At 63.2% G+C, this 15,679-nt stretch carries 14 protein-coding genes and 1 pseudogene; 8 read left to right on the forward strand and 7 right to left on the reverse strand.

Annotated elements, in window-relative coordinates:
* Positions 1-133 precede the first annotated feature (133 nt).
* Positions 134-1,030 (forward strand): LysR family transcriptional regulator, encoded by an 897-nt coding sequence (locus XH85_RS29610; protein WP_128934643.1) that lies wholly within the window; start codon positions 134-136, stop codon positions 1,028-1,030.
* Positions 1,031-1,038: 8 nt separating this feature from the next.
* Here XH85_RS29610 and XH85_RS29615 read toward each other — a convergent pair whose 3' ends face one another.
* The 4 genes and pseudogenes from XH85_RS29615 to XH85_RS29630 form a co-directional block, all read right to left on the reverse strand.
* Positions 1,039-2,118 carry an isocitrate/isopropylmalate dehydrogenase family protein gene (locus XH85_RS29615; RefSeq protein WP_128934644.1) on the reverse strand — a complete coding sequence of 360 codons (1,080 nt, stop codon included), beginning with the start codon at positions 2,116-2,118 and terminating at the stop codon, positions 1,039-1,041.
* Between the two features lie 139 nt (positions 2,119-2,257).
* Positions 2,258-3,739: an aldehyde dehydrogenase family protein gene (locus tag XH85_RS29620; protein ID WP_128934645.1), complete on the reverse strand. Its 1,482-nt coding sequence runs from the start codon at positions 3,737-3,739 to the stop codon at positions 2,258-2,260.
* 91 nt (positions 3,740-3,830) lie between these two features.
* Positions 3,831-4,715, reverse strand: coding sequence for an NAD(P)-dependent oxidoreductase (locus XH85_RS29625; RefSeq protein WP_128934646.1), 885 nt, complete (start codon positions 4,713-4,715; stop codon positions 3,831-3,833).
* A gap of 83 nt (positions 4,716-4,798) precedes the next feature.
* Positions 4,799-5,083, reverse strand: a pseudogene (locus tag XH85_RS29630) (sugar ABC transporter ATP-binding protein); the annotation flags it as partial.
* A 402-nt stretch (positions 5,084-5,485) separates the two neighbouring features.
* On the opposite strand from XH85_RS29630, the gene XH85_RS29635 reads away from it, so the two are divergent.
* Positions 5,486-5,995 (forward strand): hypothetical protein, encoded by a 510-nt coding sequence (locus XH85_RS29635; RefSeq protein WP_128934647.1) that lies wholly within the window; start codon positions 5,486-5,488, stop codon positions 5,993-5,995.
* A 152-nt stretch (positions 5,996-6,147) separates the two neighbouring features.
* Here the strand turns inward: XH85_RS29635 and XH85_RS29640 are convergent, their stop codons facing one another.
* Positions 6,148-6,660, reverse strand: a complete 513-nt coding sequence (locus XH85_RS29640) for an Lrp/AsnC family transcriptional regulator (RefSeq protein ID WP_091883780.1) — start codon at positions 6,658-6,660, stop codon at positions 6,148-6,150.
* Positions 6,661-6,826: 166 nt separating this feature from the next.
* Here XH85_RS29640 and XH85_RS29645 point away from each other — a divergent pair, with 166 nt between their 5' ends.
* Genes XH85_RS29645 through XH85_RS29670 form a run of 6 tightly spaced genes read left to right on the forward strand, consistent with a single transcriptional unit; the run spans position 6,827 to position 13,357 of the window.
* Positions 6,827-7,087: a hypothetical protein gene (locus XH85_RS29645; RefSeq protein WP_128934648.1), complete on the forward strand. Its 261-nt coding sequence runs from the start codon at positions 6,827-6,829 to the stop codon at positions 7,085-7,087.
* Positions 7,084-8,316 (forward strand): 3-methyl-2-oxobutanoate dehydrogenase (2-methylpropanoyl-transferring) subunit alpha, encoded by a 1,233-nt coding sequence (locus tag XH85_RS29650; RefSeq protein ID WP_128934649.1) that lies wholly within the window; start codon positions 7,084-7,086, stop codon positions 8,314-8,316. The genes XH85_RS29645 and XH85_RS29650 overlap by 4 nt, the downstream gene beginning before the upstream one ends.
* A 3-nt stretch (positions 8,317-8,319) precedes the next feature.
* Positions 8,320-9,333 (forward strand): alpha-ketoacid dehydrogenase subunit beta, encoded by a 1,014-nt coding sequence (locus XH85_RS29655; RefSeq protein WP_128934650.1) that lies wholly within the window; start codon positions 8,320-8,322, stop codon positions 9,331-9,333.
* Position 9,334: 1 nt separating this feature from the next.
* On the forward strand, positions 9,335-10,606 hold the full coding sequence (locus XH85_RS29660) for a dihydrolipoamide acetyltransferase family protein (RefSeq protein ID WP_128934651.1): 1,272 nt from the start codon (positions 9,335-9,337) through the stop codon (positions 10,604-10,606).
* Positions 10,607-10,610: 4 nt separating this feature from the next.
* On the forward strand, positions 10,611-12,008 hold the full coding sequence (gene lpdA, locus XH85_RS29665) for a dihydrolipoyl dehydrogenase (protein WP_128937474.1): 1,398 nt from the start codon (positions 10,611-10,613) through the stop codon (positions 12,006-12,008).
* A gap of 17 nt (positions 12,009-12,025) precedes the next feature.
* Positions 12,026-13,357, forward strand: coding sequence for an MFS transporter (locus XH85_RS29670; RefSeq protein WP_128934652.1), 1,332 nt, complete (start codon positions 12,026-12,028; stop codon positions 13,355-13,357).
* 33 nt (positions 13,358-13,390) lie between these two features.
* Here XH85_RS29670 and XH85_RS29675 read toward each other — a convergent pair whose 3' ends face one another.
* Both XH85_RS29675 and XH85_RS29680 read right to left on the reverse strand, forming a co-directional pair.
* Complete coding sequence (locus XH85_RS29675; protein ID WP_128934653.1) at positions 13,391-15,025, reverse strand: flavin-containing monooxygenase; 1,635 nt, start codon at positions 15,023-15,025, stop codon at positions 13,391-13,393.
* A 43-nt stretch (positions 15,026-15,068) separates the two neighbouring features.
* Positions 15,069-15,599 carry a nuclear transport factor 2 family protein gene (locus XH85_RS29680; RefSeq protein ID WP_128934654.1) on the reverse strand — a complete coding sequence of 177 codons (531 nt, stop codon included), beginning with the start codon at positions 15,597-15,599 and terminating at the stop codon, positions 15,069-15,071.
* Positions 15,600-15,679 lie beyond the last annotated feature (80 nt).

A 15,679-nucleotide genomic window follows, 5' to 3' on the forward strand; every position in this document is an offset into this window, starting at 1 on the left:
CGTGGGTTCGTCGAGCCAGGCCGCGATGATCTGGTTTGATCAAGACTGCCGCCTTCTTGGCCAGATATACATGTCCATCCGCGTTGGGGTCATTCCGCATGGAGCGCATGAGCGCTGAACGAGGTATTCGGACTTGCCGAACATCAACCTGAAGCTTCTCCATACTTTCCTGCTCGCGGCCGAGCACGAAAGCTTCCGAAAGGCTGCGGAGGAATCGAACCGGTCGCCGTCTGCCATCAGCATGCAGGTTCGCGACCTGGAGGAGCAGATCGGCGTCCTGCTCTTTCGCAGGACACCGCAGAAGGTGTTGCTTACGCCTGAGGGTCGGATCCTGTTCGAACAGGCAAAGCGCGCCCTCCAGGAAGTTCAGTCCGGGTTGGATCTGCTGACCGAATCAGCGCAATCCCGCAGCCGTCACATTCGAATGGCTTGCGTTCCGACACTTGCGTCCGGATGGCTGCCCAACATCCTGGCGACATTCAAGGTCCGCTATCCGCGGAGCCAGGTCCAGCTCATGGAGCTCTCCACGACGCCGATGCTTGAACTGCTGAAGCGGCAAGATGTCGAGTTCGGCATTGGTCCGGAAGTCCCCGACATGGGGGATTATGAGTTCGAGCCTATCCTTGAAGATCCCCTTTTTGCCTGTGTACCGCCGGTATTCGACGAGGGACAATCAAGCATCGGATTCGCTGATCTCGTCGAAAAGCCGGTTATCCTGCTGTCGAAGACGACGGCGGTCCGAGGGCTGATCGACGAGACGCTGGAGACGCTCGCCGTCCGCCTCGATGTGCAATTCGAGGTCCAGGCCGCCACGACGGCGCTGGCCCTGGCAGCGTCCGGCCTCGGCATCGCAATCGTACCGCGGGTCGCTCTGGTGCAGGCCGGCGTGCAGCAGTTTCGTGTCGTCCCGATCTCCGACCACGTCAAGCTCCGCCAGATCGGCTTGATCACCCCGCGCGGCCCTGTCAGGCGCCCGAACACCGAGCAATTGATTTCATTGATCCGCTCGAGCCTGGCCCAGCTGCGCTGACGCCGCGCTTAGAGTAACTTCAGAAGCGCATCGACGACCTGACCTGTCGTCGCACTGCCGCCGATGTCACGGGTCCTCAGCGCTGCATCCTCCAGCCCAGCGCGGACCGCGGCCTCGATCCTGTCGGCACCAAGCCGCAGCCGATTGTCCCGATAGCGCTGATCCAGCCACCGCAGCATCAGGATCGCCGCCAAGATCGTCCCATAGGGATTGGCGAGCCCCTTACCTGCGATGTCAGGCGCCGAGCCATGCGAGGCCTGGAAGAAACCGATCCCGTCCCCAACCTCTTCCGATGGCGACATGCCCATGCCGCCGACCGTGGCCGCACCGAGATCGGAAATGATGTCGCCGAACATGTTCTCGGTGACGATCACGTCGAAATGCGAGGGCTTGTTGATCAGATGAACCGTCATCGCGTCGACGAGGACGTGCTCGGCTTCGATGTCGGGATAGTCTTTGGCGACCTCGTCGAAGACAGCGCGAAAGAATGCATATGTGCGCAACACATTGGCCTTGTCGCAGCAGGTCACCCGGCGCCGACCGTCCTTTGGTGAACCATTCCGTGTTCTCGCAAGCTCGAATGCGAACCGGACGATACGTTCGATACCCTTCCGGGTCTGGACGAGCGTGTCGACTGCGACTTCCTCCCTGAGCAGCGCGCCGGCGCCGCGCGCGGCGTAGAGGCCCTCGCTGTTCTCCCTGACGATGACGTAGTCGATCGATCCCGGCCGCCCGAGCGGGGACGGCACGCCCTTGTACAGCTTGATCGGCCGCACATTGGCGAACAGGTCGAGCTTGAAGCGAAGCGAGAGCGTGAAATCGAGTCCGGCTTCGGTTCCGTCACGGTGAACCACACCGGGAATGCCGGCCGCGCCATGGAGAATGGCATCGGCTGTGCGGCAGCCCTCGAACGAGGTGGACGGAAACGAATCCCCGGTTTCGAGAAAATGCGTGGCGCCCGCGGGATATTCCGCAAAATGAAGCGTCCCGGCCTGGACACCGGCTTGCAGCACCGCGACCGCCGCACCAGCGACTTCGGGCCCGATACCGTCTCCATGCACGACGGCGATCTTGTAACTATCCTTCATGATGCTCGCTCGACAAATTATCCTAACGGTGGTGATGTCACTTCGCCCGTGGCAGGACATGCACGATGTGGCATGGCCTCTCGCTGCTCTCGTCCGGCGGCGCGGCCACTGCCACGATCGGCCGCGCCGGGACGATCGATCAATCCAGCTTGATCCAGACGCCCTTCGTGTTCAGGTATTCGTCGAGCTGTTCGGTGCCACCTTCGCGGCCATATCCGCTCATCTTGTAGCCGCCGAACGGCAACGCAGGATCGATGGCGTGATAGGTGTTCACCCACACCGATCCGGCGCGGAGGCTCCTTGAGATGACGTGGGCCTTGCTCACGTCGCGCGTGAAGACACCCGCTGCAAGTCCGTATGGCGTCGCGTTGGCGCGCGTCACGGCCTCATCGAGCGTGTCGAACGGCAGCGCGGAGATGACCGGGCCAAAGATTTCATCACGGGCGATCTGCATGTTGTCGGAGACGCCGGCGAACACGGTCGGCGCGACGAAATTGCCCTTTGCGAGGGCACCTTCCCTCAGCCTGTTGCCGCCGGTCACGACCTTCGCACCCTCGTCGCGCCCGCTCCGCAGGAAGCCTTCGACCTTGTCGAGCTGCCGCTCGGAGACCAGCGGTCCAATCTCCGTCGTGGGATCAGCGCCATCACCGATCTTCAGGGCCGCGGCAAATTTCCCGAGCCGTTCGACCAGCTCGTCGTGGATCGTGCGCGCGACGAACAGGCGGGAGCCGGCGATGCAAATCTGGCCCGAATTGGCAAACGCCGCCATCGCGGCAATCGGGACAGCCTTGTCGAGGTCCGCGTCCGCGCAGACGATCACCGGTGACTTGCCGCCGAGTTCGAGCGACACCCGCTTGAGGTTGCCGGCCGAGGCGCGAACAATCGCCTGCCCGGTTGCGGTGGATCCGGTGAAGACGATCTTGTCGACACCGGAGTGCTCGGCCAGCGGCGCCCCGGCCTCCGGCCCGGTCCCGGTCACGACATTGACCACGCCCGGCGGCACCCCTGCCTCGTTCATCAAATCAGCGATCAGCAATGGCGTCAGCGGCGCCTCTTCGGAGGGCTTGAGCACGATGGTGCAGCCGGTCGCCAGCGCGGGCCCGATCTTCCAGACCGACGCAGCCGTCGGCGCATTCCAGGGAATGATGGCGCCAACGACGCCGACCGGCTCCTTGCGCGTGAACGAGACGATATCGCCCGGCAGCGAATTGTCGATCGTCTGCCCGTGGATCGCGGTTGCCATGCCGGCGTAGTATCTGAGCATGCCGAGCACGCGCAGCTTGTTCGCCCGCGTCCTGACGATCGGCATTCCCATGTCTGCTGTATCGGACTGGCTGATCTCCTCCCAGTGCTTCTCGAACAGGTCGGCGATCCGCAACAGCAGCGCCTGCCGCTCGAACGGCTTGAAGCGGCTCCACGGGCCTTCGAAGGCGCGGCGGGCCGCGGTGACGGCAAGACCGATGTCGGCCTCGTCTGCCCGCGGCACGCGTCCGATCACCTCACCGGTCGCGGGGTTGCGCGTCTCGAAGACTTTACCCGAGCGGGCTTCCACCCACGCGCCGTCCACGAACATCTTTCGGGTTCGGCCGTCGATGGGAAATCGGATCTCAGCTTTTGTCATCGGTCTACTCCTGTCTCGCAGAGGCGATTGTCGGATGTGCGCCTCGTTTGATGTCGTGCTTACCTTGCAGCGATCGTCTCGGGAATGGGTTCTATGCAGCGGGCTGCTGTTTGCGGAGTAAGCGTGCCAGTTCCGGAATATAGGCCTGCCCGTGCCCGCTCTCGACCACCGCTGCCATCGCGCCGGCAACACCGTCGGCGATCGTCCCGCACGCGCCGGATGTGCCCGCCATCGTCCTGTAGTAGTTGATGTCCTTCAACGCATTGGCGATGAAGAACGGGACCGTCTCGACGTCGCCAGCCACGATGGCCGGCGCCAACCGCTGCAGCGCCACGCCGGCGCCACCGCCTTTGGCGAGAACATCGACGAAAACCGCGGGATCGACGCCTGCATCTGCCGCCTGCGCGGCTGCTTCGCTGAGAAGCGCCATGAAGCCGATCGAAACGTAATTGTGGAGCAGCTTGAGCCGATGGCCGAAGCTCACGGGTCCGACCCGTTCGAGGCTCTCGGTGAAAGCGGCAAGGACGGCACGGACGCTTTGAAGGTCTGCTTCATCGCCGCCAACCAGAAGGTTCAACGTTCCCTCTTCCGCATGCCTGGCCGTGCGTGTCATCGGCGCATCCAGGAAGCTTCCGCCGGCGGCCCGGACCGCAGCGGCCATCCGCAACGTCGATTCCGGCAGCGCGGTCGAGCAATCGACGATGATTGTCCCCCTTCGCAGCCGGGGCAAGACGCCGGCATCGCCGGTAAGAATTGCTTCGACCTGCGGAGAGCCGGTCACGCAAAGGATGATGACATCGGATACGTCTGCCACGTCGCCCGGAGTCTTGCAGGCTGTAGCGCCGAGATCGACGAGATCGTCGACCGGCTGATTGCCCGGATGGTCGAGAAAGGCAAGGGGATAGCCGCCCCGCACCAGAACGTTCTTCGCAATTCCGTGCCCCATCAGGCCGACACCAATAATGCCCACCTTCATCGCGATACCTCGCTGATCATTCGCATCTCTGGTTGGACTTGACGGCGTTGCCTGCCGCACGATCGTGTTGGAAAATCCATCATTTAGTGGACGGCCGCGTACATGATCTGCTGCTCAGTCGCATCAGTCGCCTTGATTTCCTCGACGATCTTGCCGCGCGTGGCGACCAGGATGCGGTCTGAGAGCGCCAAGACTTCCGGCAGGTAGGATGAAATCACGACCACGGCCAAACCTTCGTCGGCCAGGCCGTTGATGAACTGGTGGATCTCGACGATAGCTCCGACATCGACGCCGCGGGTGGGTTCATCGAAGATGATGAGCTTCGGCTTCTGGATCAGCGATCTCGCGATGACCACCTTTTGCGAAGACGCGACCGCGCCGTACTGTTGCGCAAGATTGATCGCTCGCGACCATCGTTTCCTGCCTGCAATTGGTTGTTGTTTGTGCGGCAAGATGAGCGACGCTACCCCGTTTCTTGCAAGGCGCTTTTTCTGACCCCCTGTTTGGTTTTTCTGATGTACCGGTGTTTTGATACGAACCACCAAGGAAGCAAGAGACCACCCGCTTGGAGCGGCCGCCGCGCTTCGGCCCGCGCGAGCTCGAGTCACCTTCCGGCCTTCAGCGATTGAGAAAAACTGACGCCCCGTTCAGAAATACTGCGCTGCTTCGGCGTTGCCTCGTCGGTCTGTCCATCTAAGATCGGCCCTCGATCGACGTGTCTGTCAATCAAAACGAACCAAGCTGACTTGGTCGATTAGGGAGGTACCGGCATGAAAATTCGCAGGCTGCTGGCGCTTGCGGGCGTGTTCTTTGGCATGAGCACGGTTGCACTGGCTCAAAGTCAAGCCGACGACGAGTGCCAAAATCCGGGAAACGACGAGCTTCTGAAGCAAGGATGCGCTTATCTCGACGAGTTCATGAAGGCGTTCAACTCGCGAGATGCGGAAGCCTGGTCCAAGACGGTTCACTATCCGCATATAAGAATCGCTGGCGGGCAGGTGCAGGTCTGGAACACGCCGGAAGAATATGCGCAATCGAACGATGCGAAACAGTTGGCGCAGGCTTCGACATGGGCTCGCTCAGCGTGGACGTCTCGCAAATTGGTACAGAAATCCGACGACAAACTCCACTTTGTCACGAGATTCACGCGCTATGACGCCAATGACAAGCCGATACTATCCGCCGACTCTTTCTACGTGATCGTCAAGAGGGATGGCCGCTGGGGAGCTCTGGTACGATCGAGCTACGTCGGCATCATCGGCAAGAAGACCGCCTTCTGACGAACGACCTTTCGGAATGAACGCAAGGAGCAGACGTCAAACCGAGTGGCGTCTGCGTGTTCACATCGCCATCGGCGCGATTTGGCCTTCGCGACGGCGCCCGAGCCGAAGGGCGACCAGCCCGACACCCTCGCGCTGATGAGCCGCACACATTAGACCTGGACCGAGGTCAGCTTCTTCAGGCAGCGCAACGCGAAGGACGATCGGCTGTGGCGAATGCCGGGAATGCGATAGAGCTTTTCGCGCAGGAAGCGTTCGTATCCGGCGGTGCTTTCGACGGCCACCTTCACGACGTAATCGTAGTCGCCGGTCGTGAGATAGGCTTCGATCACCTCCGGCAGGTTCGTGAGCAGCTGGCCGAAACGTTCGAGCACCTCCTCGTCGTGGTGGTCGAGCGTCACTTCTATGATGACCGTTTCGGGCAGGCCGAGCTTCTCCTGATTGAGCAGTGCGACATAGCCATCGATATAGCCTTGGGTTTCGAGCCGCTTCAGCCTGTTCCAGCACGGCGTGGTGGAGAGCCCGATTTCGTCGGCAAGCTGCGCCGTCGTCAGTCGCGCATCCTGCTGCAGTGCGCGGAGGATTTTGCGGTCGATCTCGTCAAGGCGAAGCGAATCCTTGCGCGGAGCCTTAGCTGGCCGCGCCGCACGTCTGACCTTCGCCATATCCAGAACTCCATTCTATTTATCGGCACAATTGCCAGAATGATTCCACCTCGAATGACCGAATTACCCAGATAATTGGAACAAAAATCCAGTTATTGGCCAGTACAAACATACTACGTTTAGGGAGGAGCGGACGGTGTTTTTTCTCGAGCTCAGGAGCAGCGATATGCATGCCGCCCTCGGCCGGCTGCTCGATCAGGCGCGCGTCGCCGGCCTTAAGCTCGCGGCCGTCAGCGCCCAAGCCGAAGCGGACGTGTACCGGATATCAGCGTCCATCGACATCACGGATCGTGACGCTATTGACCGTCTCGCCCGCCGCGTTGGTACTGTGGTCTGCATTGGTGCCGTCGAGGTACGCGGCGAATGCGACGTCGCGCTGCCGAGCCCGGCGCCGCATCTCTCGCTCGAAATGAGGTCGCGCCCATGACCGACAACGCGCCACTTTCCCTTCACGTCCCCGAACCGGCCGTGCGCCCGGGCGACACGCCCGATTTCTCCAACATCCGCATCCCTCGCGCCGGCCAGGTCGCACGCCCCGAGGTCGACGTCGATGCCGAGGCGATCCGCGACCTCGCCTTCTCCGTCATCCGCGTGCTCAATCGCGACGGCGAAGCCGTCGGCCCCTGGGCGGGATTGCTCTCCGACGACGAATTGCTGGAAGGCCTGCGTCACATGATGACGTTGCGCGCCTTCGATGCGCGGATGCAGATGGCCCAGCGCCAGGGCAAGACGTCCTTCTACATGCAGCACATGGGCGAGGAAGCCGTGAGCTGCGCCTTCCGCAAGGCGCTGTCGCCGGGCGACATGAACTTTCCGACCTATCGCCAGGCGGGACTGCTGATCGCGGGCGGCTATTCGCTGGTGGACATGGCCTGCCAGATCTACTCCAACACCCATGATCCCCTGAAGGGACGCCAGCTGCCCGTGATGTATTCCTCGAGGGAGCACGGCTTCTTCTCGATCTCCGGCAATCTCGCCACCCAGTACATCCAGGCAGTCGGCTGGGCGATGGCGTCCGCGATCAAGAACGATACCAAGATCGCCGTCGGCTGGATCGGCGACGGCGCCACCGCCGAGTCCGACTTCCATGCCGCGCTAGTATTCGCCTCGACCTATCGCGCGCCGGTCGTGCTCAACATCGTCAACAATCAATGGGCCATCTCGACCTTCCAGGGCATCGCGCGCGGCGGCTCCGGCACCTTCGCGGCGCGCGGCCTCGGCTTCGGCATTCCGGCGCTGCGGGTCGACGGCAACGACTATCTCGCGGTCCATGCCGTGGCGAAATGGGCCTGCGAGCGCGCACGCCGCAATCTCGGCCCGACCCTCGTCGAACACGTGACCTACCGCGTCGGCGCGCATTCCACCTCGGATGATCCCGCGGGCTATCGGCCGAAGACGGAATCCGAGGCGTGGCCGCTGGGAGATCCCGTGATCAGGTTGAAGAACCATTTGATCGCACGCGGCGCCTGGTCGGAAGAGCGGCACAAGCAGACTGAGGCGGAAATCCTGGACACCGTGATCTCAGCGCAGAAGGAAGCCGAATCCTTCGGCACGCTTCATTCGGAGCAACGTCCGTCGGCGCGCGATATGTTCGAGGGCGTGTTTTCGCAGATGCCGCCGCACCTGCGCCGGCAGCGCCAGGAAGCAGGAGTTTAAGCCATGCCGCGGCGAACCATGATCGAGGCGATTCGCGAGGCCATGGACGTGATGATGTCGCGCGATGACGACGTCGTCGTGTTCGGCGAGGACGTCGGCTATTTTGGCGGCGTATTTCGCGCGAGCCAAGGGCTGCAGGCGAAATACGGCAAGAGCCGCTGCTTTGATACGCCGATCAGCGAGCTCGGCATCGTCGGCGCTGCAGTCGGCATGGCGGCCTACGGCCTAAAACCCTGCGTCGAGATCCAGTTCGCCGACTACATGTATCCGGCCTACGACCAGATCGTCTCCGAAGCCGCGAGGCTGCGCTATCGCTCGAACGGCCAGTTCACCTGTCCGGTTGTGGTGCGCATGCCGACAGGCGGCGGCATCTTCGGTGGACAGACACACAGCCAAAGCCCGGAAGCGCTGTTCACCCATGTCTGTGGCATCAAGACCGTGGTGCCCTCGAATCCAAGCGACGCCAAGGGCCTCCTGATCGCCGCGATCGAGGATCCAGACCCGGTCATCTTCCTTGAGCCGAAGCGGCTCTACAACGGCCCGTTCGATGGCCACCATGATCGTCCCGTGACGCCGTGGTCGAAGCACGATCTCGGCGAGGTCGCCGAGGGGTACTACACCGTGCCGCTCGGCCGCGCCGCGATCCGCCGGCAGGGCGAAGCCGTCACGATCCTGACCTATGGCACGATGGTCCATGTCGCCGAAAGCGCGGCAGCCGAGACCGGCATCGATGCCGAGATCATCGATCTCCGCACCCTTCTGCCGCTCGACCTCGACACCATTGAAGCCTCGGTCAAGAAGACCGGGCGCTGCGTGATCGTGCATGAGGCAACGTTGACGTCCGGCTTCGGCGCCGAGCTCTGCGCGCTGGTGCAGACGCGCTGCTTCTATCATCTGGAAGCGCCGATCGCGCGCGTCGCGGGTTGGGACACACCCTACCCGCACGCCCAGGAATGGGACTACTTCCCGGGCCCGGCGCGAGTCAGTCGCGCGCTGGCCGAAACGCTGGAGGCCTGAGATGACCGAGCGTGTCGTCAGGTTGCCCGACGTCGGCGAAGGCATCGCCGAAGCCGAGCTGGTGGAGTGGCAGGTACAAGTCGGCGATCTCGTGCGCGAGGATGCTGTGCTCGGCGCCGTCATGACCGACAAGGCCACGGTCGAGATTCCCTCTCCAGCCGAAGGACGTGTGGTCTGGCTCGCCGGCAAGGTTGGCGACATGCTTGCGATCGGCTCCGACTTCGTCCGGCTCGACGTGGACGGCAAGGGCGAAACGTCCACCACGACTGCGGCGCCGGCAGTGCAAACGACGAGCGCGCCAGCACGAAAAGCGGGTCATGCGGCGCGCGCCACGCCAGCGATCGCACCCGCGCATGTTGCACCCTCCCCGCAGCCTCTGGCGACACCGGCCCGTCGCGAAGGCGAACGGCCATTGGCAGCGCCCGCGGTCCGGCTCCGCGCGCGCGAGGCGGGAATCGACCTGCGTCAGTTGCACGGCTCCGGCCCGGCCGGTCGGATCACCCACGACGATCTCGACAGCTACATCGCACGTGGCTCCGACGACGCGCCCGCGCTGCGGAGCCGACCCAAGACGGCCGTCACGGATACCAAGGTCGTCGGCCTGCGCCGCAAGATCGCCGAGAGAATGTCGATCGCAAATGCGCGGATCCCGCACATTACCTATGTCGAGGAGGTCGACGTCACCGCGCTCGAAGATCTTCGCGCAAAGCTCAACGAGCAGAAGCGCACCGACAGGCCCAAGCTGACGCTGTTGCCGTTCCTGATGCAAGCTATCGTGCGTGCCGTCGCCGCACAGCCCGAGCTCAACGCCCATTTCGATGACGAGGCCGGCATCGTGCACCAGCACGCCGCCGTCCACATGGGGATTGCGACGCAAACCGGGGCTGGCCTTATGGTGCCGGTCGTCCGCCATACGGAGGCGCGCGATCTCTTCGACTGCGCGGCCGAGGTGATCCGTGTCACCGAGGCGGCGCGGAACGGCACGGCTACGCGCGACGAGCTCATCGGTTCGACCATCACGATCACTTCACTCGGCGCGTTAGGTGGGCTTGCGACGACGCCGATTATCAATCACCCCGAGGTCGCAATCGTCGGGGTCAATCGAATCGCAATACGTCCGCACTGGGACGGCGCAGGCTTCGTGCCGCGCAAGATGATGAATCTGTCGTCGAGCTTCGATCACCGCGTGATCGACGGTTTCAACGCCGCGCTGTTCGTGCAGCGGATCAAGACGCAACTCGAAACGCCCGCCATGATCTTCATTGACGTATAAGACTATGAACGACACCACCTGTAAGCTTCTCGTCATAGGCGCGGGCCCCGGCGGCTATACCTGTGCGATCCGGGCGGGCCAGCTCGGCATCGACACCGTGGTCGTCGAGTCCGAAAAGCCGGGAGGAACCTGCCTCAACATCGGCTGCATCCCCTCGAAGGCCCTGATCCACGCGGCCGACACTTACGAGACGGTCGCACGTGCCGCCGACGGCAAGGCTCAGCTCGGCATCTCCGCCCTAAAGCCGTCACTCGACTTCACCAAAACCATCGCCTGGAAGGACGATATCGTGCGGCGTCTCAATGGCGGCGTGAGCGGACTGTTGAAGCGCGCCGGCGTCAGATATGTGGCCGGACACGCGAGCTTTCACGACGGCAAGACCGTCGAGGTTCACACGACCAACGGCGTTCAGCTGATCCATGCCGAAACCATCGTGATCGCCACAGGTTCGGCGCCGATCGAGCTACCGTCCCTTCCTTTCGGCGGCCGCGTCATCTCATCGACAGATGCCCTGGCGCTTGCCGAGGTGCCCAAGCGGCTGATCGTCGTCGGTGGCGGCTACATCGGCCTCGAACTCGGCACGGCCTTTGCCAAACTCGGCGCCGACGTAACCGTGGTCGAGGCCACACCGCGCATTCTGCCGCAATATGACGGCGAGCTGAGCGACCCCGTTGCCAGGCGACTCCGTGCGCTGGGCGTTACAGTCCTGACAAGCGCGAAAGCCAAAGCGTTGGTCGCGGAAGGCACGGCGCTTCTGATCGAAACCGCCGACGGCGGACAGACAACGCTCGAAGCCGACAAGATCCTGGTCACGGTCGGCCGTAAGCCCGCGACGTCAGGCTTCGGCCTCGAGTTGCTCGATCTCGACATGGACGGCCCCTACATCCGCATCGACGATCGATGCCGAACCTCGATGCGCGGCGTATTCGCGATCGGCGACGTCACGGGCGAGCCGATGCTGGCGCACCGCGCCATGGCGCAAGGCGAGATGGTCGCCGAAATCGTCGCAGGCCACCGTCGCGCCTGGGACCGCGTCGCAATTCCCGCGATCTGCTTCACCGATCCCGAGATCGTCATGGTCGGCCTCTCACCAAGCGAGGCGCGGGACAAGGGTCTTGAGGTCAAGTCCGATCTGTTTCCTTTCAAGGCCAGCGGTCGTGCACTCACGCTGGATCGGGACGACGGCTTCATCCGCACCGTGGCGCGTGCCGACAATCATGTCCTGCTCGGGATTCAGGGCGTGGGCCCGGGCCTCGCCGAGTTGTCAGCGGCGTTCAGTCTGGCGCTGGAGATGGGCGCGCGCCTCGAGGACATCGCCCTGACCATCCATGCCCATCCGACTCTGAGCGAGGGCTTTCATGAGGCCGCGCTGAGATCACTAGGCCATGCAATTCATGTCTAAAACATAGGGGGGGAACCATGAGCCAGACCACGACTTTTGCCGACGCTGCGAGCGGTGCGAGAAGCAGCATCGAGACCTCGACCATCCGCGCCATCTCCTGGCGCCTGATTCCGTTCCTGGTGCTGGCCTATTTCTTCTCCTATCTCGACCGCGTCAATCTCGGCTTCGCCGCGCTGACCATGAATGCGGAGCTGAAGTTCACGCCGCTGATCTTCTCCTGGGGCGCCGGCATCTTCTTCATCGGCTATTTCATCTTCGAGGTGCCGAGCAACCTCGCGCTGGAGAAATTCGGCGCCAGCCGCTGGATCGCCCGCATCATGGTGACCTGGGGCATCATCTCGGCGCTGATGGCGCTGGTCAGCGATGTCACCAGCTTCTATGTCCTGCGCTTCCTGCTCGGCGTCGCCGAGGCCGGCTTCTTCCCGGGCATCATCCTGTATCTGACCTATTGGTACCCGGCCGAATACCGCGCCCGCTTCCTCGCCGCCTTCGCCATCGCCGTGCCGGTCTCGACCGTGATCGGCGCGCCGGTCTCGGGCCTCTTGCTCGGGCTCGACGGCATCATGGGGCTGAAGGGCTGGCAGTGGCTGTTCATCATCGAGGGCATCCCTTCCGTGCTGCTCGGCCTCATCACCTGGTTCTATCTCACCGACAGACCGGAGAAGGCGAATTGGCTCTCGACCGAGCAGAAAGCCTGGCTCAAGGCCAAGCTCGATTCCGAGATTGCCGCCAAGCAGGCGGTGAAGCATCCCTCGCTCGGCCAGGCGCTGTCGTCGCCGAAGGTGATCGCGCTCAGCCTGATCTATTTCGGCTTCGTCGGCGCGCTCTATGGCATGCAGTTCTGGCTGCCGCAGATCGTCAAGGCGTTCGGCCTCACCAACGCGCAGACCGGCTTCGTCACCGCGATCCCCTATCTGTTCGGCACCATCGCCATGATCCTGTGGGCGCGGCATTCGGATGCGAGCCGCGAGCGCGTGATGCATGTCGGCGCGCCGCTGCTGCTCACCGCCGTTGCGCTCGGCATCTCCTCCTATCTCACCGACCCCACCCTCACGATGGTGGTGCTGACGGTCGCCGCGATCGGGGTGTTCTGCTGCTTCGGCGTGTTCTGGACCCTGCCGACCGCCTGGCTGTCCGGCACGGCGGCGGCCGGCGCCATCGCGCTGATCAACTCGATCGGCAATCTCGCCGGCTTCGGCGGGCCGTATCTGATCGGCTGGGTCAAGGAAGCCACCGGCCAGACCTCGACCGGTCTGCTCGTCCTTGCCGTCCTGCCGCTGATCGCCGGCCTCCTGGTCTTCGCCGGCGGCCACGACAGCAAGCAGGAGTTTGCTGAACAGAAGCGGTAAGCAGCGTGCATGCGGTCTCCTCGGTTGCGGCTGTCAGGCCGCGACCATCGTTCGTCCGCGCTCGAACACGAAGTCGCGGTACCCGGCCTCGATCGCGGCGGCACAATACTCCCGGTATTTTGGAAAGCCGCCCGTGAACAGCGACAGCCCTTGCGCCTTGTCCTTGACATTGGTGCCGACGTACCAGGTCTTCGCCTTGGTCAGCAGCGAACGCTGGGCAAGCTTGAATACCAGCGCCATCCATTCGTCTTCCGCCTGCCTGGTTGGTTCGATGGTGTCGAGACCCTGGTCCGCCATATGCGTGATCGTGTGCGCGATCCAGACGACGTCGTTCTCGCTGATCCTGACGATGTTGGCGAGCGCGGCGGGGCCGTTGGGTCCGGTGGTCATGAAGAGGTTCGGAAACCCTTCCATCATGAGACCGAGATACGACCGTGCTCCTGCCTTCCATTTCTCATTGACTGTCCGGCCGTCGCGGCCGACGACGTCGAAGGCAGTCAACGCTCCCGTTAGCCCGTCATAGCCGGTCGCGAAGATCAGCATGTCGAGTGCGGTTTCACTCGATTGCGTCCGCACGCCTTGCGCCGTGATCTCCACGATCGGATCGGTGACGCAATCGATCAGGTGGACATTCGGCCGGTTGAAGGTCTCATAGTAGCCTGTATCCAGGCACGGACGACGGGCGAAGATCGGATAGCCGCGCGGCTTCAGCCTCTCCGCAGTGACGGGATCGGCGACGACGCCGTTGATCTTGCCGCGCACGAACTCCGCCACGTGCTCGTTGGCTTCCTCGTTGCTCAGAAGATCCGTGAAAGTGCCGAGCATGGCCAGCCCTCCGGCCTTCCAGGCGTCTTCGAGCAATTCGCGGCGGCGCGACGGCGTCACACTGAAGAAGGCCCGCGTCGTCCACGGGCGCACGCCGCCATTCGGGCTGTTACGGGCCGCCTCGCGAATGCCGGTATAGTTACGCTTGACCTCGGCCACGTAGTCGGGATCGAGCTTCTGGTTGCGCATCGGCATCGTGAAGCTCGGCGTGCGCTGGAACACGTAGAGCTCGCCGGCCTGCCGGCCCACCTCCTGCACGATCTGAATGCCGGTCGATCCGGTACCGATCACGCCGACGCGCTTGCCTTCATAGCTGACGGGATGATGCGGCCAGCGGCCGGCCCGCAACAACTCGCCCGCGTAGCGCGCGACGCCGGGGATCTCGGGATCCCTGGGCACCGAGAGCGGGCCGGTCGCCATCACGCAATAGGTCGCTTCGACCATCTCGCCGCGATCCGTCGTCACCGACCAGAGCTTTCGCGTCTCGTCCCAGACGGCGCTCACGATGCGCGTGTTGAACTGGTAGTGCTTGCGCAGGTCGAGGCGATCGGCGACGAAGTTGAAGTAGGCCAAGAGCTCCGGCTGCGAGGCGAATTCTTCCGACCAGGTCCATTCCTGCTCGATCTCGGGCGAGAACGAATAGCTGTAGTCGATGCTCGGCAGGTCGACGCGCGCGCCCGGATAGCGGTTCCAGTACCACACGCCGCCGACATCGCCGCCCGCTTCGTAGGCCGCGATGTTCAGACCCATCTCGCGTAGCTTATAGACGGCGTAGAGACCACCGAATCCCGCGCCGATGACGACCACGTCCAGGCGCCGTCCCTTCACATCTGCATGGCTCATATTGGCATTCCCTCAAGACTGGATCGTTCAAGTCGGTGTCCGCCTAGCTCCGGCGGAGCAGATCGTAGATGGGATCGTCGGGATATCGCGCCCCCAACGGCAACCGCAGGCCGAAGCGGACCGCCTCGGACTCGGTCGCCGCGACCTGCTCGTCCACCCAGTCGTAGGCGACGACACGGCGCGCAACGCGCCATTCGCTATCGCGCTTTTTGAAGACATCGCAGTACCGGCCGGCGATCAGAAACTGTCGAACGCCGCCGTCTGTTGCAGGCCCGCGCTGCAAGGCGAGGAAATAGGTCTCGACAACAGCTTCTTCGGGCGCGGTGAATTCGATCAGGATATTGCCGACCGTATGAACGTTGCGCGCGTCGGTCTTGAAGATGTCCTTGGCCCAGTCGAAGAAGCCTTCGACCGGCCCCGAATATGGTCCATGCTGATCGGTGGCATCCGGCCAGTAGGCGCTGCGGAGCGCGGCTCCATCGGCGCGATCAACTCCGCGACAATAGCGGAAGATGCAATCGCGGATGGCCTCCCTGTCGAGCAGCTCCGCGATCTTCTCGTGCGTTACGGTCATTTTCGAGCCTCGAAGCTCCGGCTCGATCCGCCACCGGCGGACCGGCCCTCCCTTGACGGCAGCGACCATCTCATGTGCAG

The organism is Bradyrhizobium zhanjiangense (assembly GCF_004114935.1).
GTDB classification, from domain to species: Bacteria; Pseudomonadota; Alphaproteobacteria; order Rhizobiales; family Xanthobacteraceae; genus Bradyrhizobium; species Bradyrhizobium zhanjiangense.